The sequence below is a fragment of the Ohtaekwangia kribbensis genome (assembly GCF_042676245.1).
GTDB classification, from domain to species: domain Bacteria; phylum Bacteroidota; class Bacteroidia; order Cytophagales; family Cyclobacteriaceae; genus Ohtaekwangia; species Ohtaekwangia kribbensis.
In genome coordinates this window covers 720,454-746,065 of record NZ_JBHTKA010000008.1, presented here as the reverse complement: position 1 = coordinate 746,065, position 25,612 = coordinate 720,454, and the positions used below count along the sequence as shown (strand labels likewise).

The following is a 25,612-nucleotide window of genomic DNA, read 5'->3' as shown; positions in this document are numbered from 1 at the left end:
TAGCTACATGCCTGGCTTTCTTATTTACGTCATTAGCTTTTACTTACTCAGCCTCCTCTAAAGTCTTCAGATAGTTATCGAGGTATGCTTTGTAATTTTTTCCGGTATCTTTTACAAAATCAGAATTGGTTAAGCCACCCCATACCTGGAGTTTATCGGTTGTATACGGACCACACACACCGAGATAGGTTACATCTTCATAAGTATCGTGAAAGCGCATTACATAAAACTTCTTCTTCGCGCCTTCATAGTTTAACTCTGCTTTGTACGCGATCTCTACGTTGAAATCTTCCGAGTAGTCATATTCACCTACGAGGTAATCATAAAATTCACCAACAGCCAGGCTATCCTGGTTAGCGTATTGTTTAGGAAAGTGCTGCTCAAGCGAATGCTCCTGCAAGCCCGAAAAGAATGTAACACGTGTAGGAAGATTACGGGCAAGCTCTGTAACGCGAGCCTCATCCGGAGTTTGCTTCAGGCGGAAGAGCGTTGTTGCCGCAGCCACCGCCATATAGTCATCAAAGCCATGGGTAAGTTTTTTTAACGTTGCTATTTCAGCCGGAGCTTGTGGTTCATAGCCTAATATCTCTGTCAGGTAATATAGGCTTTGATACGTTGAATCACGGAGATATACTTCACTATCTGCCTGAAAATCCTGTACGATTATTTTCTTCTGTGCAGATAGTTCTGTGATGGCAAGTGTTTTGTTTTCAAGCAGATGTTCGGCAAGTGTATATATTCCTGTTTTGTACGCTTTAACTGGTAAATACTTTAAAGTATTCAGGAGGAAGAATTTCTGATTAACAGAATCGATACGATACGGACTGAAAAGTAAATTATAGCTCCACTCTCCTTCCGCCACAGGCTTATGTTTTTCCAACAGTTTAATCAGTGCGGTAAGACTTGGCTTGGAACCTATCTGCGAAAGAGCGCGGAGCGCAGCAAACTCCAGCGCAGGATTTATACTAAGTGACGGGAATATCTTTTCAATAAAAGCAACTGACTTTTCAGAAGCTATATCATCAAGTACATCAAACATTATCTCCTTGCGACTGCCTTCCGGCTCGCGATCATCCGAGTAAGATTGTTTGATGAGGTTGTGAATAGCCTCCACATCCTTCTCTTTAAATGCATAGTTGCTAAAGGCTGCCGCGGCTGGTTTCCATACTGCGGTATCTTTACTTACTATATCTTTCAGCAGGAGCGCAGACTTATCACTCAGTAAATCACCGTTAGCCTTTCCGATAAATTTAAACGACTTGAAAAAGCGATTCGCGTCATCACTCTTAATTTCAGAAGGAGGTAAAAAGGCAAACAACGTATAGCCCGTCAATCCTCTTGCAAAAGTCAATATGCGTAACTGCGCATGATTTTTACCTTGTAGTAAAATCATTTCTTTAGCTGGTCGTCCATCCACTACTACATCGCGATCTAAGAGAACAGAGTCATAAGCCGATGTATATAGTTCGGTGCGTGAAGCCAGTATAGCACTATCACTTTCAAACTGATCGTATTTGGAATACGACTCAATAGCAACCGAGTAATTGTTACCGCTGTTTATATCCTTGCCCGAATAGGCTTTCATCGTGCTTCCGCTTTCGTCATCTTCCTCAAGAACCGGTTCTCCGGGAAAATCGGCTGAAAAAGAATACTCGGCAAACTGGTGCGATTTCCACTCTGCTTTTTTGTAGGGAGTGAATTTGAAAGAGCTTATAAATTTCGCGAGATCATCTTTCCGTTTGTTCGGGAAAAATCCGGCTACTATATATACTCTGTTTCCCCGCAGTACAACACGCATGTCGGTAACACCATCTTTTACTTTGGAGCTGAACTTGCGACCAGGGTATCCGTCAAAGGTTATCTTTTTAATGTCAGAAGTATCGAGTTTCATACGCAATACGGTTTCTCGTGCTACCTCCTGCAGGTATAGCGAGTCATCCAGTATATTAAAACCGGTAGGGAACTCGTTGTAGATAACATAGGCTATTGCAGACTCAGCCGTTACCATATGTATATTTACTTTGATGTCGATGCCTTCGGGTGTTGGCCGGTTAACTGATTTTACTTCCGGATCGCCCGGGAAGTCGACAGAGAAAGCGCCTTGTTCAGCGGAAAAAGTCTTCCAAGACTTTTGTGCCCATCCGTACTGACTGAGCAGTACGAACAGGACCAATAAGTTAAATCGCATGTTTATTTCAGATAAAGAGTTAGGGTTCGCCTGGTAAATTACGACAACTGAATCTCTTCTCCTTCCTTATTCAAGAACTTAAATTCTGTAACGGCCAACGATGAATCCATCACCAATGTTACCCAGCGCTTATACTTGAAATACCAGCGCATGCGTTGTGATATAATTCCTTTTGTAAAGTATGCGTGCAGGTATGGATGAAGTGCCAGCACCAAATCTTTCTCGTTTTGTTTAACGAGTAGATGCTCTACATTTTTCTCAACAAGATCAGACACCAATATAGAAGCAGTGATCTTACCTGTACCGTTACAGGTAGGACAAACTTCTTTGGTCGCTATATTCATCTGCGGACGTACACGCTCACGTGTAATCTGCATCAACCCGAACTTCGATAACGGAAGCACTGTAGACTTTGCCTTGTCTTCCGCCATCTCATCTTTCATGGTTTTATAGATGAGCTTTTTATTGTCGGGGTTTCTCATGTCGATAAAATCGATCACGATAATTCCACCCATATCGCGCAGACGAAGCTGGCGCGCAATTTCTTTTGCAGCTTCCAGGTTTACTGAAAGTGCCGTGGTCTCCTGGTTCTCTTCGCGGTTTGATTTGTTACCGCTGTTCACATCGATCACGTGCAATGCTTCTGTGTGCTCGATGATAAGATAACCTCCACCTTTTAAACTTACCGTCTGACCAAATGCAGATTTGATCTGCTTCTCTATACCATAGTGTTCAAAGATCTTTGCCTTGCCGGTATATAGCTTAACGATCTTCTCCTTATCAGGAGCAATGCTGTGAACATACGCCTTTACATCTTCATAAATTTTCTTGTCGTCAACATGCACATTGTCGAACGATTCGTTCAGCATGTCGCGCAGCAAAGAAGATGTCTTGCTGATCTCTCCTATAACTTTGTCGCGCGGGTTCGCAGTAACAAGTCGAGCCATGCCTTCTTCCCACGTATTCACCATGCTGCGCAGGTCACGATCAAGTTCGGCCACGTCTCTTCCTTCCGCTACAGTGCGAATGATGACGCCAAAATTTTCAGGTTTAATAGATTGAATGAGACGGAGTAGACGTTTCCGCTCTTCGCTGCTGGTAATTTTTTTGGATACGCTAACGGCATTGGAGAATGGCACCAATACCAGGTATCGACCAGCTAATGATAACTCGCAGGATAATCGAGGCCCTTTTGTAGAGATTGGCTCTTTTACAACCTGAACAGGTATTAATTGGCCTTTGGCCAGCTGCTGGGTAATTTTCCCATGCTTATCAATATCCGGTTCGGTGTTAAACTTGTCGAGCTTTCCACCATTGATCTTCTTGGCACGTACCAGTTTTGTAAACTTCGAGAGTGAACTGAACTGCGGGCCCAGGTCGAGGTAATGCAGAAAGGCATCTTTATCATAACCAACATCTATAAATGCTGCGTTAAGGCCCTGTACTACTTTTTTTACAGAGCCTAGATAAATGTCTCCTACCGAAAACTTGCTGCCTTCTTCCTCGTTGTGGAATTCAACCAGCGTCTTGTCTTTAAGAAGGGCTATACGACATCCGTCCTGAGTTGCACTAATTATTAGTTCGTTACTCAAAAGACAAAATGGTTAAAGTAAAAAATGATGTGTATAGAAAAATTACTGCTCGTGTAAAGCAGTGTAACCGGGTGACCCGGTTACTGATTACTTCTTCTTATGTCTGTTTTTTCTAAGACGCTTCTTACGCTTGTGCGTTGCCATTTTGTGCTTCTTTCTTTTCTTTCCGCTTGGCATAGTAATGCTTTTAAATTTTCGCTGTTACCGGTTTTTATTTAGCCGTGTAACATTGGGTTAAACAATTATTTTAAATCCTTTAGATAAGAGTCTACTGTAGCTTGTACAGACGGATCCTTATCAAGTTGTTTCACTTTTTCGAACTGCTCTTTCGCACGCTTCTTATCACCTGTATTCATCAACGCAATGCCGAGTAGTAGTTGACCTTGCGTGTGATTAGGGTTTACTTTAACTAATTCTTCCAGTCGCTCAACAGCTTTATCGTGCTGACCTGACTGAATGGATAGCATACCCATATTGAATAAGGCTAATTCATTCTTTGGATCTGCGGCTATAACTTCTCTCAGCAACATGATACCCTGCATAGGGTTTGGTGAGCTGATATAGGTCATCGCCAGTTTCGTTTTTACATCCAGGTCTTTCGGATTTTTATCCAACACCTGTTTATAAATCTCCTGAGCTTTACCTGCCAAGCGTGTTTGCTTAGCCTGGTCTGTAGCAAAGGTGAATGCCTGGTAATAATTATCACCGGCCTTGATCCAGCTTTCAGTCGTGTTAAAGAACTTCGATGCTTCTTCTGCAAACCACGCTGCGCTGTCAAATTTTCCAGCGATCAGGTACAGGTTTGCCAAAGAGTCGGCAAAGATAGCATTTTTTTCTTTATCCGTACCTGTTTCAATTTGAGTCCGGAGATGAGCTATATTTTCTACCACCTGTTTAGGTGCGCTGGCATGTACATCTACCTTTTGAGCTATGGAGTCAGCCGGCTTTACCTCAGTTGATGTTAAAGGATCATCGTTCTCTACTACGCCTTTGGGAAGCATAAAGATTATCACAATCAGCACAGCGCTGACTACCACAAGTATTATTCTTGTCTTTAACATACTTTTCAGGAAACAGAAATATTGCCCGGGAGCAATTTATTAATCAACATCCTCTTCTTCTTCGCGGATTTTTTCAGCGCTCTCAGCTAACAGTTTTACTTTTTCGCTGTTCTTGATTTTGCTTACAAAAATTTTGGCAGGTTTAAAGGCAGGAACGTAGTGCTCGTCTATAACTAAAGCAGTATTACGTGAGATGTTGCGCGCAATCTTCTTTTTCCGCTTCTTGTTAATAAAACTTCCGAAACCACGGATGTAAATGTTATTACCGTTCGACATTGAATTTTTAACCACGCTAAAAAATGCCTCTACCGATGCGGTCACGTCAGCCTTGTCTACTCCGGTTTTCTCTGCGATTTCGTTGATGATATCTGCTTTGGTCACTGTGTTATATTTTTAAGTCGAAATTTTTTGGGTTGGCAAATTTATATGCCGCTCTTAGATTTAAAAATGAATATTGAAAAATTCTGATAATCAGGCTGATGGACAAGCGATATTTCTCTGATAAAGTCGTTGAATGGTATGCAGTTAACAAGCGCGACCTGCCCTGGCGCAGTACCCGCGATCCATATAAAATATGGCTGTCGGAAATTATCCTTCAACAAACGCGGGTAATTCAGGGATTACCTTACTATTTAAAGTTTATAGAAAAATTTCCGACCGTGCAGGCACTGGCTTCCGCCTCCGAACAGGAGGTGCTCCGGCTGTGGCAGGGACTCGGCTATTATACCCGCGCCCGAAACCTGCACAAGTGCGCCAAAGAAGTTGTAACAAAGTATAAAGGAGTTTTTCCGGATACTTTTGAAGAATTAAAAAAACTTCCGGGTATTGGCGATTACACCGCGGCCGCTATAGCTTCTATCGCTTACCAGGAAAAAGTGGCCGTAGTTGATGGAAATGTTTTCCGGGTGCTCGCGCGCATTTTTGGAATCGAAAAAGAAATTAATAGTCCGGAAGGCAAAAAACATTTTACACAAATTGCCAACGAACTCATCACGCCAAAAAATCCGGATATACATAATCAGGCGGTGATGGAGTTTGGAGCACTCTATTGTACACCGGTAAGTCCGGTTTGCGAGCAATGTATATTTCAGACATCATGCTTTGCATCACAAAAAAATTTACAGGCTCAACTTCCTGTGAAGATAAAAGCAAAAGCAGCACGCGCGCGCTACTTCTATTATTTTGTTTTTCAGAAAGGCAAATCCATGCTCCTTAAAAAGAGAGAAGAAAAAGATATATGGCATGGCTTGTATGATTTTCATCTCGTGGAGAAAACCCGCGCACAAAATGCGATGAAGGTAATGGCAGAAGATTCCTCATTGAAAAAATGTATGAGTGATGCACAGGTTGTTTCAAAAAAATATAAACATGTGCTCAGTCATCAGATCATTCATGCAACATTCATTATTATTAAGAGCGATGCACCTGCACGTGAATCAGAAAATCTGAAATATTACTCCACAAAAAAAATTGCAGAGTTACCAAAGCCTGTGCTTATAAGTCGTTTTTTAGAAGACCAACAGCTTCTATGAGGCACCGCATATTCCATTTTTGTTTAAATGTCATTTAATGGTAACTTAAAATTTAGAATTTAATTCTTCTGAGAATTTACATTTTTAGCTTTGCGCAAAATTTGTGGATGACTGTTTACGGAAGATTTATTTTCTGATTGACGGTTAGAAAGAAAGCCCGCCAATTACCAGCAGAAAAAATTAAACAATAACTATATGTCAGGTGTAAACAAAGTAATCCTCGTGGGCCGTCTCGGCAAAGATCCGGAAGTAAGAAATCTTGATAACGGTGCAGTCGTTGCTAATTTCAGCATTGCTACATCCGAGAGCTACAAGGACAGAACTACAGGCGAAAAGAAAGAAGTAACAGAGTGGCACAACATTGTGCTGTGGCGTGGTCTTGCGGAGATAGCACAAAAATATCTGCGCAAAGGTGATATGGTTTTTATCGAAGGTAAACTTCGTACACGCTCATGGGAGAAAGATGGCGTTACCCGCTATACAACGGAGATCGTAGGCGATAACATGACTATGCTTACACCTAAAACAAGTGGCGGTGGTATGAATCAGGAATATGCTTCATCACCCGACAGAAGTTCTTCTGACAACATGCGCAGTGCTCCCGTAGATAACAGCACAGATGATCTTCCTTTTTAATTTGAATTGATTTAGATTTTAACATCGGGTAATGATTGATAAGCGGAAGGCACCAGGAACAGCATACGAATTTGATATACTGAAATCTGAAAATATAGGGCACACTAAAATTGTACAAAGCGAACAACGTACGTTGCCGGCATTTACTTTCATAAAAAGTAAGGCATGCTATATTTTACTGATCGTATCTCTTTTTACAACAGCATCCTGCACACGCGATTACTTGCCGAAACCCCTGGGCTATAACCGGCTTGAATTACCAGAGCCTGCTTACCAGGCATTACCCGATACGTTACCCTATAGATTTGAGTATTCAAAACATGCAACGCTGTTGGCAGATACCTCAAATATACGCGAGCGTTACTGGATAGAAATTTACTATCCGCAGATAAAGGCCAATGTACACGTTACCTATAAGAGCATTAACAACAATGGTAAATTGTTAAAGGAATTCCTGGACGACTCTTATACTTTAACCGCCAAGCATCAGATTAAAGCTTATGCCATCAACGAGGTTATCACCAAAACGCCGAGTGGTAAAACTGCTGTTATCGCTGAACTGGAAGGTGAAGTGCCCAGTCAATTTCAATTTACCGTAACAGACTCATCAAGGAATTTCATTCGTGGTGCGCTGTATTTCAATACACATGTAGCCAACGATTCGCTGGCACCGGCTATTGAGTATATGAAAAAAGACATCATGCACATGATCAATACGCTGGAGTGGAAGCATAAATAAAATATACTACAACCCAAACAACCAACATGAAAAACTGCTGCGTACTGTTTCTTCTTGCTTGTTCAATTTCTGCGCTGGGCCAGTCCGTTAGTTTATTTAATGGTAAAGATCTTACCGGCTGGAAAGTACACGGTACAGAAAAATGGTATGTTGATAACGGTGAGTTGGTATGCGAGAGCGGACCTGATAAACAATACGGCTACCTGGTATCAGACAACTCCTATAGAGACTTCGAGTTAACGGTTGAGTTCAAACAAGAGTCCAACGGCAACAGCGGTGTATTTTTTCATTCATCCATTGAAGGTACAAAGATCAGCGGATGGCAAGCTGAAGTAGCACCGGCTGGTAAACATACCGGAGGAATTTACGAATCGTATGGCCGCGGCTGGTTAATTAAACCTGAACCAGAAAAAGAAAAATACTTGAAGGAAGGCGACTGGAATCGTCTGGTGGTTCGTGTAAAAGGAAAAGACGTTACCACATTTCTCAACGGTCAGCAGATGATTACTCTGACCGATGAAAAAATAGGTGGCATCACCGGCAAAATTTCTCTCCAGATCCATGATGGCGGAGGTGTAAAAGTTCGCTGGCGTTTAATTCAGATACGGGAGTTGTAAGCGTTAGTGCGTTCTCTTCTCCTGCAGGTGTCGCGAGTAGCTTAGTATACTCAACACCGTTGTAGCAGCAGGCTGAAGCTGTGCATCATCCATGGCACCAACCATTTCGCACAGTTCATTGTAGAGTGCTTTTAACTCTCCATCACAAAGCAAGGCTCTGTCAATCTCCCTGCTCTCCTCCTCCGTAGTCTCGTGGTATAAATACCTGATCAAGTCCGTTTGCGTAAAAGTTTTTATCATAGGCTCTGTATTTGATCATCTTCTTACGCAGGTTTATCAGCGCATATCGCATTCTTCCCAGCGCAGTATTGATACTTACTCCGGTGCGATCGGCGATCTCCTGAAAGCTCATTTGCAAGTAGTGCCTCATAATTAGCACTTGTTTTTGCTCAGCTGGTAATTCCTTTATATAGTCACGCAGTTTGGATCGCGTATCGCGAAACACCTGCTTGTCTTCCATAGACTCTTCTGCAAACTCTAACGAGTTGAACACGCGACTGCCATCTTCCAATACCACTTCCGGATAGCGCTTGTCTTTTCGGAAGTGATCAATAGCAAGATTATGAGCAATGCGACTGATCCATGGAAGGAATTTTCCTTCTTCATTATACCGTCCGCCACGAATGGTATTTATGGCTTTTACAAAAGTTTCCTGGAGCAAGTCTTCAGCTGTATACCGGTCTTTCACGATAAGGTAAATGGCTGTGTAAATTTTAGACTTATGTCGGTGCAGGAGCATTTCGAAAGCTTCTTCGTTACCGTTTTGATAGAGCGACACGAGTTGGCTGTCGCTGAATCTGCTGTCAATCATTCTGTCTCACATTTAGGTAACGTAGAGCTCTATTCGATATTGTAGGGGTTTATTTCAAGAATTGGTTTGAAAAGATAGAAAGTTTCCGGATCAGCGCAAAAAAATTTTTAAAAATTCTTGCCTCTCACATAATTTCTTTAGCTATTTGCCCGCAGAAAAATTGTGTTACCCCGAGTATGGCCGCAAGCAAGAAAAAAGTTATAAAGAGTCTCGAAAATCTTTCAGAAGATTTAAAAGAATTGGTGCAGGATCAGTATCCGAATGGTTATGAGAGCAGCATTACCAGAATCACCAATGCTAAAAAAGAGCCCATCTTTGTTTTCCCGCTCGAAACAGAAGATGCAACGTACCTCGTAAAAGTGCCTGTTACTAAAAACAGTGAAGGCGAGTACGACCTCGACTCAACTCCTAATAAAGATGAGTTTGATAATACAGGTAGCGATGATGATTTCGAATCATCCGGAGGAGATGATTATGGAAGTAGTGGCGGAGACGACTATGATGATGAAGGTGGCAAGAGCGGTCGCGAAGCCAGCTACGATCCTGACTTCGATAGTTAATCGATTTTTAAAAAAATTCTATAATAATGAACACCATCCTTCACGATGGTGTTTTTCTTTTTTTACCACCGGACCATCATGCATGGCCGGAAAGATTTTTTAAAGAAGAAAGATTGTTTACTTTGAATTCGCAAAAATAAAAAAGGAGCACCCGTGAGTCAGGCATTAACTATCAAGGATACATATTTAGACGAACTGAATCCCAAAGAGTATATCATCATCAAGCGAGCACGTGTTAACAATCTCAAAAATCTGAGCGTTGCTATTCCGCGTAATAAGCTTGTGGTAATCACCGGCCTTTCAGGATCAGGAAAATCATCGCTCGCATTTGATACGCTCTTTGCCGAAGGCCAGCGCATGTATGTGGAAAGTCTGAGTTCGTATGCACGGCAATTTCTCGGGCGCATGGAGAAACCCGAGGTAGACTATATCAAAGGTGTTTCACCTGCTATTGCCATTGAGCAAAAAGTTAACACCCGGAATCCACGTTCAACGGTTGGTACTACTACCGAGATATACGATTACCTGAAATTACTTTTTGCCCGCATCGGTAAAACATATTCACCTGTTAGCGGCAAAGAAGTAAAACGCGATACCGTAACAAGTGTAGTAGATGCTATCAATAAACTTCCGGCCGGAACACGCATTATGATCGCGTCTCCACTGCATATAAAAAAGGGACGCAAACTTGCCGATGAATTAAACCTGCTGCTGAGTAAAGGCTTCGCGAGGATATTGGTAAACGGAGAAGTAAAATTCATTGAAGAGCTTATCGGTACCGAGGCAGAGGGCGCGAAGAAGAAAAAGGCAATCAAGGTCGAAGGCGACATTGAAGTGTTGATCGATCGTGCCAGTGTAAATCCTGAAGATGAAGATACAACGTTTCGTATAGGTGATTCTGTCCAGACATCTTTCTTTGAAGGTGAAGGCGATTGTATAGTATATGCTGAAGGTGAAAGTAAATTACACTTCTCTGACCGCTTTGAGTTAGACGGCATGACGTTTACGGAGCCTTCTGTCAATTTCTTCAGTTTCAATAATCCCTATGGTGCCTGCCAAACCTGCGAAGGTTTTGGTAAAATACTAGGTATAGATGAAGACCTTGTTATTCCGGATAAATCGCTTTCGGTATACGAAGGTGCTGTAGCTCCGTGGCGAAGTGAAACGATGGGCGAGTGGGCTAAACCTTTGCTGAAGAATGGTATCAAGTTCGACTTCCCTATACATCGTCCGTACAACGAGCTCTCACCGAAACAACAAGAGCTGTTGTGGGCGGGCAATGAATACTTTGATGGTATAAATGGTTTCTTTAAATACCTCGAATCCAAAACACACAAGATCCAATACAGGGTGATGCTTTCGCGCTATCGCGGAAGAACAAACTGTCCGGATTGTAAAGGAACACGCCTGCGCAAAGACGCACAGTATGTAAAGATCGCGGATACATCTATTACTGATCTGGTTCTTCTTCCGATAGAAGAGAGCCTGGTGTTTTTCGAGAAGCTGAAATTACCGGCACACGATCAGAAAGTATCGGAAAGAATTTTAACGGAGATACGTTCACGACTGGAGTATCTCACGAAAGTGGGCTTGGGATATCTCACACTGAATAGAATTACCTCCACATTATCCGGAGGTGAGTATCAACGCATCAAGCTCGCTACATCGTTAGGAAGTGCACTGGTTGGTTCCATGTATATATTGGATGAACCGAGCATAGGTTTGCATCCCAAAGATACCGACCGCATGGTGAGTGTATTGAAAACTCTTCGCGACCTGGGCAACACGGTAATTGTTGTAGAGCACGAGGAAGAAATAATGCGCGCTGCCGATCAGATCATTGACATTGGTCCGGATGCAGGAAGTCACGGAGGTGAACTTGTCTTTCAGGGCTCACTCAAAGATGTTAATGGAAAAGTAAAATCGCATACAACCGATTACCTGTCTGGCAGAGAAGAGATTGCTATACCTTTGCTTCGCAGAAAGTGGAAGGACTCCATTACGGTGCATGGAGCACGTGAGAACAACCTGAAGAATCTTACCGTTAAGTTTCCGATGGGTGTACTTACCGTTATAACCGGTGTGAGTGGTTCGGGTAAATCTACACTTATCAAAAAGATACTATATCCGGCTGTTGGAAGATTGAATGGCTCTGTTGCTGAGGCTCCGGGTAAATATGATAAACTCGAGGGCGACTTTCAGAAAGTCACGCAGGTTGAATTTGTTGATCAGAACCCGATCGGTAAATCTTCACGTTCCAACCCGATCAGCTATGTAAAGGCTTACGATGCTATACGGAATCTATATGCCGACCAACCTTTGTCAAAGCAACGTGGCTATAAACCATCACACTTTTCTTTCAACGTAGAAGGTGGCCGCTGTGAAACCTGCGAGGGTGAAGGCGAGATTCGCGTTGAGATGCAGTTCATGGCCGATATATTTCTGAAGTGCGAAAGCTGCCATGGCAAACGCTTCAAGCAGGAGATACTTGAAGTGGAGTATAACGGAAAGAACATTGCTGATATACTCGACATGACCGTTGAAGACGGACTAAACTTCTTCCGCGATAAGAAGGCTGTATATGATAAAATACTTCCTCTGAACGATGTAGGGCTTGGCTATGTAAAGCTCGGACAATCGTCTAACTCATTAAGCGGTGGTGAAGCACAGCGCGTTAAACTTGCTTCATTCCTGGGCAAGAATTCAACGGAGGGACATATACTTTTTATCTTCGATGAGCCCACTACGGGTCTTCACTTCCATGATATATCCAAATTACTCAAGGCTATAAATGCATTGGTTGATCAGGGCCATAGTGTTATCGTTATTGAACATAACCTGGAAGTTATCAAGTGTGCAGACTGGATCATTGACCTGGGCCCGGAAGGTGGAGAGAAAAAAGGTGGCACATTGATGTTTGAAGGAACTCCGGAAGAGATGGTGAAGAAAGGCAAAGGATTTACTGCCGAATTTCTGAAGAATAAGCTGGCCAGCCAGCAAAAGTAATGATGCGTTAAGCTGGTTTTTCTGTGCTTCTGTACACAGAGAGGTTGAGGTAAATTTCGTTACGGTGCTGCGGAGCAGCGTATAAATGCTACGATATAGCTTTACCGGGTTTGTTCAGACAATGGCTTTTATGCCGTCATTCCGAACAAGCCTGTGTACAAGCCGATAACAATGGCCACAACGATTCCCAGAATCAATAGAATTTTTCGTTTCGTAAACATTGCACAAAGGGGTCATGCTTTATAGACACCGAAGGTATTAAAGAGGTTGTACTCCCTGAAAATTTTTTTGACCACCCGGAATATAGCGTGATTGAAACGTCTGAAAATGCAGATGAACTGTATATATGCTGTTGCCCGGAAAAATATAGCAGTATCGGTAACTTCATCGTGCTTTCTTGCTAACTTCAATACTCCACTAATTATTTAATGCTATGAAAAAAAACACCCTGATCGCCACAGCTATACTGGCTATAGCTACGGTAGCCCTTGTTGCTTTTACGTCAAAAGAAAAATCAGCAAGTACATCCACGGTTGCTGTAGGTCAACTTACCGCTAACTGGGAGCGTGCAAAGGCCTACACAAAAGAGTATCTGGATGCAGCATCGGAAGAAACATTCAACTACAAGCCCACCAACGAAATGCGCAGCTTCGGCCAGCAGATGATGCACATCGCGGAAGCAAACTATGGTATAGGAGCAACCGCTGTCGGTAAAGCAAGCCCAGTTACGTTTGGCCAACTTGAAAAATCCGACAAGGCAAAAAGTAAAGCCGAAGTAACAAAAGCAGTTATGGAGAGCTACGATTTTGTTATAGCAGGTATGAAAACCATGAACGACCAGCAGCTACAGGAGATGGTAAAGATCTTCAACTTTGATATGAATAAAGGCACCGCACTGGAGAAAGCTTTTGAACATCAAACCCATCATAGGGGACAAACTACAGTTTATCTTCGCCTAAAAGGTATTACGCCTCCCGGAGAAAAGTTATTCTGATTCAAAAATGGGCTGCCTAACAGGCAGCCTGTTATTTTTGTAGAAAACCTTCCCTTTAACAGCATACACAGTTTTTTAACAAGTAGAGAACTCCTATGTCGTAGAAAGGTTTTAAGTATATATAGAATAAGAAGGGAATGAGCTTTATTACTGCTATTGGAACGGCTAATCCTCCACATCGCATCAGTCAGTCAACAATTGCACGGTTCATGGAAAAAACCATGGACCTTGATTCTTACAACAGCCGTAAACTACACACGATCTTTAAAGCCAGTGGTATTGATTACCGCTATACCGTGTTGGAAGACTATGGAAAAGAAGATTCTTTTTCTTTTTTCCCGAATGCACCCGAACGCGAACCATTTCCTTCCACACAAAAGAGACTGCAGGTTTTTCAGGAGCATGCCCTTAACGTTAGCACAGCCGCTGTAAAAAATTTACAGCAAGGTGCTTCGCATCTAAATCTGCAACAGGTAACACATCTTATTGTAGTATGCTGCACCGGTATGTATGCTCCTGGACTTGATATAGAACTCGTGCAAAAGTTAGGCTTGCCTACAACAGTACAACGCACCAGTATAACTTTTATGGGTTGCTATGCTGCCTTCAACGCTATAAAAGTAGCCGATGCGTTTTGTAGGGCTGATGAGAACGCATGCGTGTTGATTGTATGTACTGAGTTGTGCAGTCTTCATTTTCAGAAGGAAGCAACAGACGATAATTTTCTGGCCAATGCACTCTTTGCTGATGGCTCCGCTGCGCTATTGATAGAAGGAAAGACCAGCGGCACAAAACCATCATTGAAGCTGGAGGCATTTCACAACGATCTCGCTCCGGAAGGTAAACGTGATATGGCATGGAGTATAGGCGACCTTGGTTTTGAGATGCGCCTGTCAACCTATGTACCCGACATTATTCGTAAAGGAATTCGTACGCTTACCAACCTGTTGCTGCAAAAGATAGCAGACAACGGTTCGGGTATACGCTACTATGCTATACATCCGGGTGGCAAAAAAATTCTGGAAGCTATACAACAGGAACTGAACATTACAGAGGCGCAGAACAAACCGGCTTACGATGTTCTTAAAAACTATGGTAACATGTCATCGCCTACAGTTCTGTTTGTGCTGAATGAAATCTTCAAAACTATAGCTGCCGGTGATCATAACGCACGCATCCTCAGCTTTGCCTTCGGACCTGGATTGACACTCGAAAGTATGTTGTTGAAAATTGATATACCGCATGCCTGATTTTTCGATACGATCGGAAGCCCTTGAAATAATGGACGACCTTGATTGCTCAGGCGAAGTGGTCGATCAGACCCTCCGCGAGCTTGAATTCATTAACACATGGCTTGGCGGTAATGCAGTAACGATAGAAGCCCTGAAAAAAATTCTGAAAAACCATGACCGAACGAAACCGGTTGTTATAGCAGACCTCGGTTGTGGCGGTGGCGATATGCTGCGATTAATATACCGGTGGACCATTCGCAACAAGATACAGGTAAAGCTTATTGGCATTGATGCAAACCCTAACATTATACATTTCGCACAACAGAATATACACGACATACCGGCTATTGAATTTGTAACGCTTGATATTTTTTCAGACGATTTCCGAAAAATGAAATTCGATGTAGTGATTGGTACACTGTTCTATCATCACTTCAGTAATCTTCAGTTAAGCGAGTTCTTTCATCAGCTTCATAAGCAATGCAACATCGGTTTTATCATTAATGATATTCACCGGCATCCGTTAGCCTATTACTCCATAAAACTGTTAACAAAGTTGTTTTCAAAGTCGGCCATGGTGAAATACGATGCACCCCTTTCTGTTTTGCGGGCATTCACCAAAAAAGAACTGCACAATGTTCTCGCTGATTCAACCGCCAGCTTTAGCATTACCTGGCGATGGGCTTTTCGCTGGCAGGTAATTGCGGTGAGCCGCTGAATAAATTAATGTTTTGTTTCTCGATCCGTTCTGTTATTTTATCACAATAATTACCCTCCATGGGTGTAGCGAACCTCTCAGAAACAACTTTACGATTACTTTACCTATATCTGGCGGAGTGCACGCTGGGCATTATTCTGTTTTTTGTATTCCGTTACTTCGGCATTCTTTACCGAAGAAGATTTCTATATACCTGGGCGCTAAGCTGGCTCGCATTTACCGTATATATAGCAGCAACCTGTGTTGTAACGGCATTCTTTATGCAGAGCCAATCTACGGCACGGCTTGTTGTTAGTACGTTGGCACAGATGAGTTGCTTTCTGCAGATCATCTGGATTCTTCGCGGTGCCTATGAACTTGTAACCGAGAAAGCTTTCAACCGCAGAAAATTCAAAGCACTTCTCATCGTCTGTTTCTTCTTGTCGCTTATATCGGTAATTGCTTTCAGCCAAACGGTAGAAGACTCTATGCTCCGATATTTACTGCGCGTGGGGAGTCGCACGTTTGTGAGTGGTGCCGGATTTATGATTGCCGGTATTGTTGTATTGCAAAACAAAAAGTTCTCCAGAGGATTCGGACAACGCATACTTTCCATCACATTTATACTCTATAGTATCTACCAGTTATACTATTGTCTTATTGTAATCATCAATGTATGCGGTACCGAAATGCTGGTGCCCAACTTTTACGGTGTGGTTGATCTGCTGCTTATTTCCATGATGGGTATGAGTATGATTATGTGGCTGCTGGAAGATGAACGTACGCGGCTCGATAAAGCAAACAAAGAGCTTGATCGTTTTTTGTACAGCACATCGCATGACCTGCGCGCACCCATTGCATCTATACTCGGACTTACCTACCTGGGCAAGATGGAGTTTGAAGAAGAACGCGCACGCACATTTATGGATATGATCGAAGCGCGGGTAAAGAAGCTTGATATGGTGATTAGCGATATACTCAGCTTATCGCGCAGTAAAAAAATGGATGTGAAAATTGAGAAGATAAACTTAAAAGACCTCCTCGACAACTCCATTGCGGATATAAAATTCAATAAGGGTGCTTCGGCTATTTCACTGGACTATACGAATGATCCGAGCCATATACTTGCCTCTGATTTCAACCAGATGAAAATAGTGTTGAATAACCTGCTGGCGAATGCCGTCAAGTATCACAACCTCGATCAGCCCAATCCATTTATCCGGGTTTTATTTCAACGCGAAAACGATGTGGTAAAGATTGTTATTCAAGACAACGGTAAAGGTATAGCAGAGGCCAATCTCCCCAAGATATTCGAAATGTTTTACCGCGCCTCGCTTGATACCGAAGGTACCGGTCTGGGACTATATATAGTTAAGGAAGCACTCAGCAAGATTCACGGAACGATAGAAGTAAAATCAGAACTTGGTACGGGGAGCACCTTTACGATTATACTGGAGAATGCGTAAGCATATATACTTACGCATGTCCAGAGTTTTTTATTTGTAGTGTTTCAATCGAACAATCTCTTCCTTCTTCAGAAAGCGCCATTCGCCACGGCCGAGATCTTTTTTATCGAGGCCAGCATATACCGAGCGATCGAGTTTTACAACCTGGTATTCCAACGATTCAAATAATCTGCGAACAACACGGTTCCATCCGATGTGTATCTCAACACCCACTGTTCTTCCATCATCTGAGATAATAGCGATATCATCTACCATTGCTTTACCTTCTTCCAGATCTATACCTTCTGCTATTTTCTGGAAGTCAGCTTTGGTTAACGGGCGGTCGAGCTCAACCTTGTATATCTTCTTTACATTATATGAAGGGTGCATCAGCTTGTCGGCCAGGTCACCATCGTTGGTGAGCAGAAGTAATCCCGTTGTATTCCGGTCGAGTCTGCCTACTGGATATATACGCTCTTTTATTTTATTGCCGATCAGGTGCATTACAGTGTTACGCTCTTGCGGATCGACTGTTGTGGTAAGGTATCCTTTCGGTTTGTTCAACAGTATATATACCGGCTTTTCGGCACGCAACACTTTACTTTCATAGCGCACTTCATCACCGGGATTTACTTTATAGCCAAGCTCTGTAATAGTTTTCCCGTTTACAGAAATGAGCCCCATAGAGATGAGTTCATCTGCTTCGCGTCTGGAGCAAACACCGCTGTTCGCTATATATCGGTTGAGGCGCACTTTGCTGGTTTGTGCAGGCGTCTGCTCTTCTTCCTCGTTAAAACTCTTGCGTTCACCGGAAACTTTTCGTTTGCTGGTGAAGCCTCTTGGCTTTTCATCGGCTTCATCAAACGATCTTCTCGCACCTGCTTTTTTAAAGGGACGCTCGTTGCTTTCGTCAGAAAATCTTTTCTTGAACGGTGCTTCTCTGCGCGGTTTATCTGAAGATGTCTTACCTCCTGCCAGTGCTGAAAAACTCTTGCGAGGTGCATCATTGTCTTCACGTCTTGCGTCTGAAGACTTGTCCGCACTTTTGAAAAACTTTTTGCCGGGTTTTGAAAATGCACTTCCGGAGCGGCTGCGTCCTTCACCAAATTCTTCATTCGATTTACGGAACGGTCTGCCGGAAGATTCACCTCGATCTGATTTCGTATAGCCTCCCCGTGGAGCGCTATCGCTTTTGAAAGTCTTGCGCGGTCTGCTGCTTCTTTCCTCAAACGAATCGTTCGATTTACGGAACGACTTGCCGGAAGATTCGCCTCTGTCAGATTTCGTGTAGCCTCCCCGTGGGGCGCCATCACTTTTGAAAGTCTTGCGTGGTCTGCTGCTTCTTTCTTCGAACGAATCGCCCGACTTGCGGAACGACTTGCCGGAAGATTCGCCTCTGTCAGATTTCGTGTAGCCTCCCCGTGGGGCGCCATCACTTTTGAAAGTCTTGCGTGGTCTACTGCTTCTTTCTTCGAACGAATCGCCCGACTTGCGGAACGACTTGCCAGAAGATTCGCTTCTATCGGATTTCTTATAGCCACCCCGTGGAGCGCTATCGCTTTTGAAAGTCTTGCGTGGTCTGCTGCTTCTTTCCTCAAACGAATCGCCCGATTTACGGAACGACTTGCCGGAAGATTCATTTCTATCAGATTTCTTATAGCCTCCTCGAGGAGCGCTATTGCTACTGCTCTTAAAAGTTTTACCAGGTCTGGATGCGTTGCTCCGGGCTCCTGATTTCCCGGATGAGTTACTCTTGTTGCGGCTGGACATCTGTTTCTTTTAAGTCGGTATTTTCCCCTATGGTACTGGTTGTATCTGTTTCGGTTGTAAATTCTTTCGGAACGGGGAGCTCATTGAGGTCATTGATCCCGAAGTATTCCATGAATTTAGGTGTAGTGCCGTATAGCATCGGACGACCAATAGTATCCGCTTTGCCTGTTATCTCGATCAGATTTTTATCGAGTAACTTTTGTACGGCATAGTCGCAGTTCACACCACGAATATTTTCAATCTCTGTTTTTGAGATCGGCTGCTTATAAGCAATAATGGAAAGTGTTTCCATCGCTGATGTCGATAGTCTTTTCTTCGATTGCTGTTTCAGCATGATACCAATGCTTGCCTGGTATGCTGGCTTGGTAAGAAACTGGTATCCTCCTCCTGCTTTATAAAGCTGGAAGGAATATTCTTCTGCAGTATATTTCTCTTCAAGGCGCTGCAGTGCTCCTGCTATGTCTTCATCCGGAACATCGGCATTAAACATTTCAGAGAGGCAGGTCTTGATATCAATAACTTTTATAGGATTAGGCGAGCAAAAGATCAACGCCTCAATATGGTTCTGTAGAAAGTCCACGGTGTTCTGTGTTTGTTATTAAAGATAAACCAAAAAAATTGTTCAGAGACAAAAATCCCCTCTGGTGTAGAGGGGAAGCTTTTTGTTTAATCTTGTTGCATCATTTTCGCTTCGATGGACTGCGTGGTGTGTGGCACCGCTATCAATCGTTCTTTCGGGATCAGCTTTCCGGTTACGGAACATATTCCGTATGTACCATTCTTAATCCGTACCAATGCATTCTCCAGGTTCGTTATATATTTTTGCTGACGTGCTGCAAGCTGGCTGAGGTTTTCTTTCTCTGCAGTTTCTGCTCCGTCTTCCAATACCTTTGTATTTCCCCCTGAAGTGGCATCTGTTCCCTCATCGTTGTTACGGTTGAGAGTATCTTTTAAAATCTTGTACTCTTCTCTCGCTTTATCAAGTTTACGGTTGATTAGTCCTTCAAACTCTTTCAACTCTTCTTCTGAATAGCGTGTTCTTTCTTCACTAGATGCTACACCTTGTGCAGGCTTGTGAGCAATCGGTCTCTGGTTCGGCACTGGAAAAATATTTAATTGTGGTGGTGCAGGTTTAGCAGCAACCGGAGTTGGTTTAACGGGTGTTTCCACCTTTTCTACTTTCTTAGGCGCTACGGTTTTTTCAACCTTCACAGTTTGTTCTTCTTTCTTCGGGGCAACTGCTAACTTTTTAGCGGGCTCTTTTTTAGGAGCTTCCTTTTTTGCAGCCACCGGTTTTTTAGGAGCGGGAGCTGCTTTTTTGGGAGCTGCTTTTTTAGCAACAACTTTTTTGGCGGGAGCCTTTTTAGCTTTAGCCGGAGCTGCTTTTTTTACTTTAGCTGTAGGTTTCGCTTTTGCAGCTTTTTTAGCTGGCTTAGCGCTGGTCTTTTTATTCTTAGCCATATGGTGTTTGCCCGTTTGGTAAAAGATGCGCAAAATTATGCGCTCACGCCCGAAAACAAAAAATATTATACAATTAATTCCCGAATCGCAGTATAATAGCAATTCCCTACCTTTCCTAATTATTAACCCAACCTTTTATGAGATTTTTTCTACTTTTTAGTCTGCTCGCTATAGCCGCTGCGTGTAGCAAGAAGCCAGACGAACGTGTTGCTGATAGACCCGCAGGTCCTATAACATTGGTTATCCACGGAGGTGCCGGCACTATTAAGCGTGAGAATATGACACCCGAGCGCGAACAAGCTTATCACGCTGCGCTGCAACAGGCGCTGGACAGCGGTTATACTGTGCTTGAGCGTGGTGGCAAAAGTCTCGATGCTGTTATTGCTGCCATTAAGGTGATGGAAAATTCTCCGTTGTTCAATGCGGGTAAAGGAGCTGTGTTCAACAGCGAAGGCAAGAACGAACTGGATGCATCGATTATGGATGGCAGTAATTTAATGGCCGGTGCTGTTGCCGGAGTTACTACAATCAAGAATCCTATAACAGCAGCATACGCAGTGATGACAAAATCAGAACATGTAATGATGATTGGTGATGGTGCTGAAAAATTTGCACGGGAACAGAATCTTGAAATTGTAGACCCTTCGTATTTTTTTGATTCCCTTCGCTACAAGCAATGGCTTAAAACAAAAGAAGCAGAGGCAGATCGCGAAGCTGCATTGATCGATCCCTACACTAAAGACAAAAAGTTCGGAACAGTAGGTGCTGTTGCACTTGATCAATATGGAAACATAGCGGCCGGTACATCTACTGGTGGCATGACCAATAAAAAATACGGACGCGTTGGAGATGCTCCCATCATTGGTGCCGGTACCTATGCCGACAATGCATCATGCGGTGTATCAGCAACGGGATGGGGCGAGTTTTTTATTCGTTTGGCAGTAGCGCATGATATAGCCTCGCTGGTGAAATATACCGACCTATCCTTACAAGAGGCAGCCGACAGTGTGGTGATGAAGAAGGTTCCACGCCTGGGCGGTGATGGTGGAATTATAGCGCTCGATCGTCTGGGTAACATTTCGATGACCTTTAACACTGCTGGTATGTACAGAGGCTATATACAGAAGAAGGGCGAAGGCAAAACGTTCATCTATAAGGATTGATATAAAAAAAGAATGTCAGACTCTCGTCTGACATTCTACACTCAACACCATATACTATTTCTATCTATCGTATTGGTATTACCATTCGGCATATACTCTTCCGTGTGGTCTCTTCTGTTCCAGGTATTGTGGAAAATCATCGTTGTAGTAATCAACATCTACACGTGACGCACGGTATATATCTACATGATGCATGCGTATAGGTCGCTCAATACTCACCGTCCAGTTTCTACCGGAGAATGAAATGAACATCTGGCGATCGCAATCATAGTATACATCATAGTCACGATAGTAAACGTAACGAGGACGGTCGTGATGATGGTGGTGTACCACAACTCTGCGCTCTACCGGAGCCGGACGATGATGGTATACATGCACTACTTTGTTATGATTATGGTGATGATGGTGACCGTTGTCACGATCTCTGTCTCTGTAATCTTTACTATGTCCGTTTCCGTTACCATGCCCATGACCTCTGCCACTATTGTCTCGATCACGATCATGACCCCTGTGTTGCGCCTGTGCAGCAGTTACTGCAGCCAGTAAAAACAATACCATTGTTACCTGTAAACCTAATCTAGTTTTCATAAAGCAGGTGGTTTAATACCTGCATAGGGTAAGGCAAACGCAATGCCAAACCCTTGGTGTAACATAAAGTGGCTGTAGATGAATCGCTTAATGGATTTTTAGGGTGTTTATTTCACTTTTTAAGCGTGCTCAGGTATTCCACCAGATCAACCAGCTCCTGCTCCGTCATGATTGCCTGCAGGTTCGATGGCATCAGCGAGCTTTCCAGTTTTGTGCGCGAGAGTATATTTTCTTTCAGCACTGTTTGCGAGTTGTTCATATACTGCACATCAATCTTGTCTTCCGTTTCTGAAATGATGCGCCCGAACGCAGAGGAACCGTCAGCCAATTTTATACGCCAGCCTTCATAACCAAAACTTATCCCCTGGTCAGGATATAGTATAGCTGTATAGATTGCTTCCTTCGGAAGTTTATCACTAATCTCACTTAGGTCAGGACCGAACTCTACACCTTCGTTGTTAAGACGATGACAACTGCTGCATATAGTCTTGAAAACAGCTTTACCTTTTGCAGCATCGCCTGTCTTATCGACCAGTATCGATACCGTTGGAAGCGATGTGCCTTCCTTGCTTCCCGGTAGACGAAGATATTTAGCAGCCTCTTCACGCAAAGTTGCACGCCATGCAGTTTGGAAAACTCCGGCCGCTGCTGCCTGCAACGTTATGGGTATCTTCTTTTCCTTTGCCAATAGCAATAAGCGATCTTCTGATTCCCACGGACCGCCAAATGTTTTTACCGCCAGTTTGCGCAGCTCCATTTCTTTTGAAGTGTCCATCATTACATCTTCCATGATGGCGATCGTTTTTTTATCGTACATATAGGGCCATAATGCTTTGATCATGGCCTGGCCCTCATCGCGGTTGGGAGAGCTCAGAATTTTATCGATCAGATCGGTACGATCCCAATCCAGTAAAGCCTTTATGGCTTCTTTACCTTTTACACTATCCGGATAATGTATACCTATTTGCAACAGGTCATCGGCATGGCGCTGCAATTTGAATAGCGATACAAGTTCCACATACTGAAGCTCTCCTTTATATTGCTCAAGCACTTTGTTAAGTGCCGTCATAACGGGAGGTGTCATTTTCAATTTGGAAGCATCCATGTGTTTCAAAGCATACAATACTTTATCACCTTGTGTTTGCTGTACAAGTTGTGTGAGCACGGTTTGCTTGAGTGGATCTTTATGAAAATCGAATGCCCGATAGTAGCGCAGCATTTCCCTTTCATCAGAAGACTTGATCAGTTCTGCCAGCAGGGGCATAGCATTTTTACTTCTGCTTCGCCATACTATATCGCGGTTAGGCACTGTGCTCCAATCTTTACCAACCTTCTGTTTCCAGGAATTAAAGTATAAATCTTCTGTTTGAGCAGCACCGATCCCTAAAGCTTCAAGATACCATCGATCGTTTCCGTTATACTGCAATGCTAATTGTGTCCACAGCGCTGCGGCTTCTGGCGTTGCATTGCCACAAAGGGCAAGAGCAACCTCTCTTCTTACCTGGGCAGAAGAATCATTCGCAAGTTTGGCGGCAACAGGAAGTATATCTCGCTTGAGAAGTTTGGCAATGCGAATTGCTGCAATGCGAATATCGCTTTCCTTATCAGCAGAGGCTTGCGCCAGGTATATATCTGCCTTGTTGGGAAGACGCGTTAACAACCAGAGTGCTTGCGCGCGATGTCTTAGGTTTTCAGAAGTCCAGAGTTTAGCGAGGGATTGTTCCGCCTGTTCACCAAAGGATGCAAGTGCATTCCAGCCTGTATATCGTGTTGCGGCATTAGGGCTTATCAATGCCTGCACGGCTCCTTCTGGTGTTGACACATCAGAAGGAGATATAGTATATCCTGCTTTGGGTTTCGCAATGCGATATATTCTGCCGCGGTCAACATCGGCAACCTGGTGACCACCTACTCCGGGATCATACCAGTCTGCTACGAACAGTGAACCATCCGGAGCAATAGTAACATCTGCCGGACGAAACCACTGGTCATTTTGTCCTTCGAGTATATTTACAATTTCAGCTTTATAGCCTGCACCGTCATTCGTTATAGTATATGATCGCACTACATTATGACCAGGCTCCGCGTGAATGAGTTGTCCCTGAAAAATCTGCGGAAGCATGGTACCCTCATACATTGTTATACCCGTTGGTGAGCCTGCCCCGGTTTGTAACAGGTTGGGCACTACACCCGGGTCGTTTAAATGCCAATGACGAAATGGAATTTCCTTTTCTACATTGGTGCGTCTTTTATACCAGCTTGCTCCGGTCATTTCATCTTTATACCCGAAGTTACCAGCCTCCATTACATAATTGATACGCGTGGCTTTATTTCCGTCATCATCATTGTCGGATTGCCACACCGTGCCGAAAGGATCAACAGTCAACTCATAGTTATTTCTGAAGTTATTGCCAATCACTTCTACATCACTCCCGTCCAGGTTGCAGCGCAGCGCCATACCATCGCGATACGGTTTTCCATTGGAAACAACTTTATTTCCATGTACATCTCTCACCGTATCACCTTTTGCATTTACCAATAATACGCCTTCGTTACCCATATTGAAATATAGTCTGCCGTCAGGTCCGAAGAGAAATGCATGTATAGCATGATCGTGCTGAACACCTTTTATACCCTGAAAAAGAATTTCTTTTTTATCAGGAACATCGTCACCATTCTCATCTGTAAAAACAAAAACGTTCGGGCTACATGACACAATCACTTTATTGCCCAGCACACATATACCCAGTGCAGCATTTATATCCGTACCCTGATAAAATACTTTGCTGTTATCAGCCTTGCCATCACCATCGGTATCTTCCAATATCATAATGCGATCGCCTTCTTTCTTCACCGGGTTTTTAGGGTTGTATTGGTTGCGATAGTTGTATGCCTCACAAACCCACACGCGGCCGCGCGCATCTATATCCATGTTGGTGGGGTTGCTGAACATCGGCTCAGAAGCAAACAGTGTCACTTCCAATCCGTCATATACTTTCAGATCAGCGAGCGAAGCTTCCGGAGAATGCTCTTCTGACTGTGATTGTTTTTTTGAGCATGCTGTAAACATGATCAGCGCAACAGCAACAATAATGCGTGTGGCAACTTGCATGAGGGTAAAGGTTTCTTCAGGGTGGTTTGAAAAAATATATTCTAGCGCTCCTTTTCTTTCGAGATATCAGTAAAGAAGCTGTTGAAGATAGAAAGTACAATGCTGAAGGCAAGCGCCCACCAGAATCCATCTACGCGAAAACCGGGCACGAGATAATCTACCAGCATAATGATCAGCGCGTTGATCACCAGCAAAAATAAACCGAGTGTAAAAATGGTGATGGGAATTGTAAAGATGATGAGCACAGGCTTTACAATCATATTGGCCAGGGCAAGCACAGCTGCCACCAGCAAGGCATAACCATAATGATCCACGTGCACACCTTTCATAAGATATGCCGTTAATAATACAGCTACACCGGACAAGAGAAATCGGACTATTCCGTTCATTTTTAAATAATTAAAATTT

Annotated in this window: 23 protein-coding genes; 11 read left to right on the top strand and 12 right to left on the bottom strand. The window is 43.4% G+C overall.

Annotation, left to right across the window (positions count from 1 at the left end; translation table 11 throughout):
- Nucleotides 1–43: 43 nt before the first annotated feature.
- The 4 genes from ACFQ21_RS24170 to ACFQ21_RS24155 form a co-directional block, all read right to left on the bottom strand.
- Complete coding sequence (locus ACFQ21_RS24170) at nt 44–2,188, bottom strand: hypothetical protein (RefSeq protein WP_377583540.1); 2,145 nt, start codon at nt 2,186–2,188, stop codon at nt 44–46.
- 38 nt (nt 2,189–2,226) lie between these two features.
- Entirely contained in the window at nt 2,227–3,780 is a 1,554-nt protein-coding gene (locus ACFQ21_RS24165; protein WP_377583538.1) for an Rne/Rng family ribonuclease, read from the bottom strand.
- 242 nt (nt 3,781–4,022) lie between these two features.
- Entirely contained in the window at nt 4,023–4,841 is an 819-nt protein-coding gene (locus ACFQ21_RS24160; protein WP_377583536.1) for a tetratricopeptide repeat protein, read from the bottom strand.
- 39 nt (nt 4,842–4,880) lie between these two features.
- Entirely contained in the window at nt 4,881–5,222 is a 342-nt protein-coding gene (locus ACFQ21_RS24155; RefSeq protein ID WP_331969066.1) for an HU family DNA-binding protein, read from the bottom strand.
- A 98-nt stretch (nt 5,223–5,320) separates the two neighbouring features.
- On the opposite strand from ACFQ21_RS24155, the gene mutY reads away from it, so the two are divergent.
- From mutY to ACFQ21_RS24135, 4 genes are all read left to right on the top strand, one after another.
- Nucleotides 5,321–6,373, top strand: coding sequence for an A/G-specific adenine glycosylase (gene mutY, locus ACFQ21_RS24150; RefSeq protein ID WP_377583534.1), 1,053 nt, complete (start codon nt 5,321–5,323; stop codon nt 6,371–6,373).
- Between the two features lie 195 nt (nt 6,374–6,568).
- Nucleotides 6,569–7,009: a single-stranded DNA-binding protein gene (ssb, locus tag ACFQ21_RS24145; protein ID WP_377583532.1), complete on the top strand. Its 441-nt coding sequence runs from the start codon at nt 6,569–6,571 to the stop codon at nt 7,007–7,009.
- A gap of 151 nt (nt 7,010–7,160) precedes the next feature.
- Entirely contained in the window at nt 7,161–7,748 is a 588-nt protein-coding gene (gldD, locus tag ACFQ21_RS24140) for a gliding motility lipoprotein GldD (protein ID WP_449290177.1), read from the top strand.
- 26 nt (nt 7,749–7,774) lie between these two features.
- Entirely contained in the window at nt 7,775–8,365 is a 591-nt protein-coding gene (locus ACFQ21_RS24135; RefSeq protein WP_377583528.1) for a 3-keto-disaccharide hydrolase, read from the top strand.
- A gap of 3 nt (nt 8,366–8,368) precedes the next feature.
- On the opposite strand, the gene ACFQ21_RS24130 is transcribed toward ACFQ21_RS24135, so the two are convergent.
- Nucleotides 8,369–8,578: a hypothetical protein gene (locus tag ACFQ21_RS24130; RefSeq protein WP_377583526.1), complete on the bottom strand. Its 210-nt coding sequence runs from the start codon at nt 8,576–8,578 to the stop codon at nt 8,369–8,371.
- A complete protein-coding gene (locus ACFQ21_RS24125; protein ID WP_377583524.1) occupies nt 8,526–9,176 on the bottom strand; it encodes an RNA polymerase sigma factor in 651 nt (216 codons plus the stop codon). Before ACFQ21_RS24125 ends, ACFQ21_RS24130 begins: the two co-directional genes overlap by 53 nt.
- 176 nt (nt 9,177–9,352) lie before the next feature.
- Between ACFQ21_RS24125 and ACFQ21_RS24120 the strand changes: the two genes are divergently transcribed.
- The 6 genes from ACFQ21_RS24120 (at nt 9,353) to ACFQ21_RS24095 (ending at nt 17,131) form a co-directional block, all read left to right on the top strand.
- Nucleotides 9,353–9,736, top strand: a complete 384-nt coding sequence (locus ACFQ21_RS24120; protein WP_377583522.1) for a hypothetical protein — start codon at nt 9,353–9,355, stop codon at nt 9,734–9,736.
- A 153-nt stretch (nt 9,737–9,889) separates the two neighbouring features.
- Entirely contained in the window at nt 9,890–12,742 is a 2,853-nt protein-coding gene (gene uvrA / locus ACFQ21_RS24115; protein ID WP_377583520.1) for an excinuclease ABC subunit UvrA, read from the top strand.
- 433 nt (nt 12,743–13,175) lie between these two features.
- A complete protein-coding gene (locus tag ACFQ21_RS24110) occupies nt 13,176–13,736 on the top strand; it encodes a DinB family protein (RefSeq protein ID WP_377583518.1) in 561 nt (186 codons plus the stop codon).
- A gap of 137 nt (nt 13,737–13,873) precedes the next feature.
- A complete protein-coding gene (locus ACFQ21_RS24105) occupies nt 13,874–14,986 on the top strand; it encodes a type III polyketide synthase (protein ID WP_377583516.1) in 1,113 nt (370 codons plus the stop codon).
- Nucleotides 14,979–15,686: a methyltransferase domain-containing protein gene (locus tag ACFQ21_RS24100; protein ID WP_377583514.1), complete on the top strand. Its 708-nt coding sequence runs from the start codon at nt 14,979–14,981 to the stop codon at nt 15,684–15,686. Before ACFQ21_RS24105 ends, ACFQ21_RS24100 begins: the two co-directional genes overlap by 8 nt.
- 59 nt (nt 15,687–15,745) lie before the next feature.
- Nucleotides 15,746–17,131, top strand: coding sequence for a sensor histidine kinase (locus ACFQ21_RS24095; protein WP_377583512.1), 1,386 nt, complete (start codon nt 15,746–15,748; stop codon nt 17,129–17,131).
- A 30-nt stretch (nt 17,132–17,161) separates the two neighbouring features.
- On the opposite strand, the gene ACFQ21_RS24090 is transcribed toward ACFQ21_RS24095, so the two are convergent.
- The 3 genes from ACFQ21_RS24090 to ACFQ21_RS24080 all read right to left on the bottom strand — a co-directional run bounded on the left by ACFQ21_RS24090 (nt 17,162) and on the right by ACFQ21_RS24080 (nt 19,963).
- Nucleotides 17,162–18,880: a pseudouridine synthase gene (locus tag ACFQ21_RS24090; protein WP_377583510.1), complete on the bottom strand. Its 1,719-nt coding sequence runs from the start codon at nt 18,878–18,880 to the stop codon at nt 17,162–17,164.
- The gene (gene scpB / locus ACFQ21_RS24085) at nt 18,858–19,460 is read right to left on the bottom strand and encodes an SMC-Scp complex subunit ScpB (protein ID WP_377583508.1); all 603 of its coding nucleotides are present in this window, start codon (nt 19,458–19,460) and stop codon (nt 18,858–18,860) included. The genes ACFQ21_RS24090 and scpB overlap by 23 nt, the downstream gene beginning before the upstream one ends.
- A gap of 86 nt (nt 19,461–19,546) precedes the next feature.
- A complete protein-coding gene (locus ACFQ21_RS24080) occupies nt 19,547–19,963 on the bottom strand; it encodes a TraR/DksA family transcriptional regulator (RefSeq protein WP_377584065.1) in 417 nt (138 codons plus the stop codon).
- Between the two features lie 515 nt (nt 19,964–20,478).
- Between ACFQ21_RS24080 and ACFQ21_RS24075 the strand changes: the two genes are divergently transcribed.
- The gene (locus tag ACFQ21_RS24075; RefSeq protein ID WP_377583506.1) at nt 20,479–21,504 is read left to right on the top strand and encodes an isoaspartyl peptidase/L-asparaginase family protein; all 1,026 of its coding nucleotides are present in this window, start codon (nt 20,479–20,481) and stop codon (nt 21,502–21,504) included.
- Between the two features lie 78 nt (nt 21,505–21,582).
- Here the strand turns inward: ACFQ21_RS24075 and ACFQ21_RS24070 are convergent, their stop codons facing one another.
- The 3 genes from ACFQ21_RS24070 to ACFQ21_RS24060 all read right to left on the bottom strand — a co-directional run bounded on the left by ACFQ21_RS24070 (nt 21,583) and on the right by ACFQ21_RS24060 (nt 25,593).
- On the bottom strand, nt 21,583–22,092 hold the full coding sequence (locus ACFQ21_RS24070) for a hypothetical protein (RefSeq protein WP_377583504.1): 510 nt from the start codon (nt 22,090–22,092) through the stop codon (nt 21,583–21,585).
- Nucleotides 22,093–22,204: 112 nt separating this feature from the next.
- On the bottom strand, nt 22,205–25,204 hold the full coding sequence (locus tag ACFQ21_RS24065; RefSeq protein WP_377583502.1) for a PVC-type heme-binding CxxCH protein: 3,000 nt from the start codon (nt 25,202–25,204) through the stop codon (nt 22,205–22,207).
- A gap of 41 nt (nt 25,205–25,245) precedes the next feature.
- Nucleotides 25,246–25,593: a phage holin family protein gene (locus ACFQ21_RS24060; protein ID WP_377583500.1), complete on the bottom strand. Its 348-nt coding sequence runs from the start codon at nt 25,591–25,593 to the stop codon at nt 25,246–25,248.
- Nucleotides 25,594–25,612 lie beyond the last annotated feature (19 nt).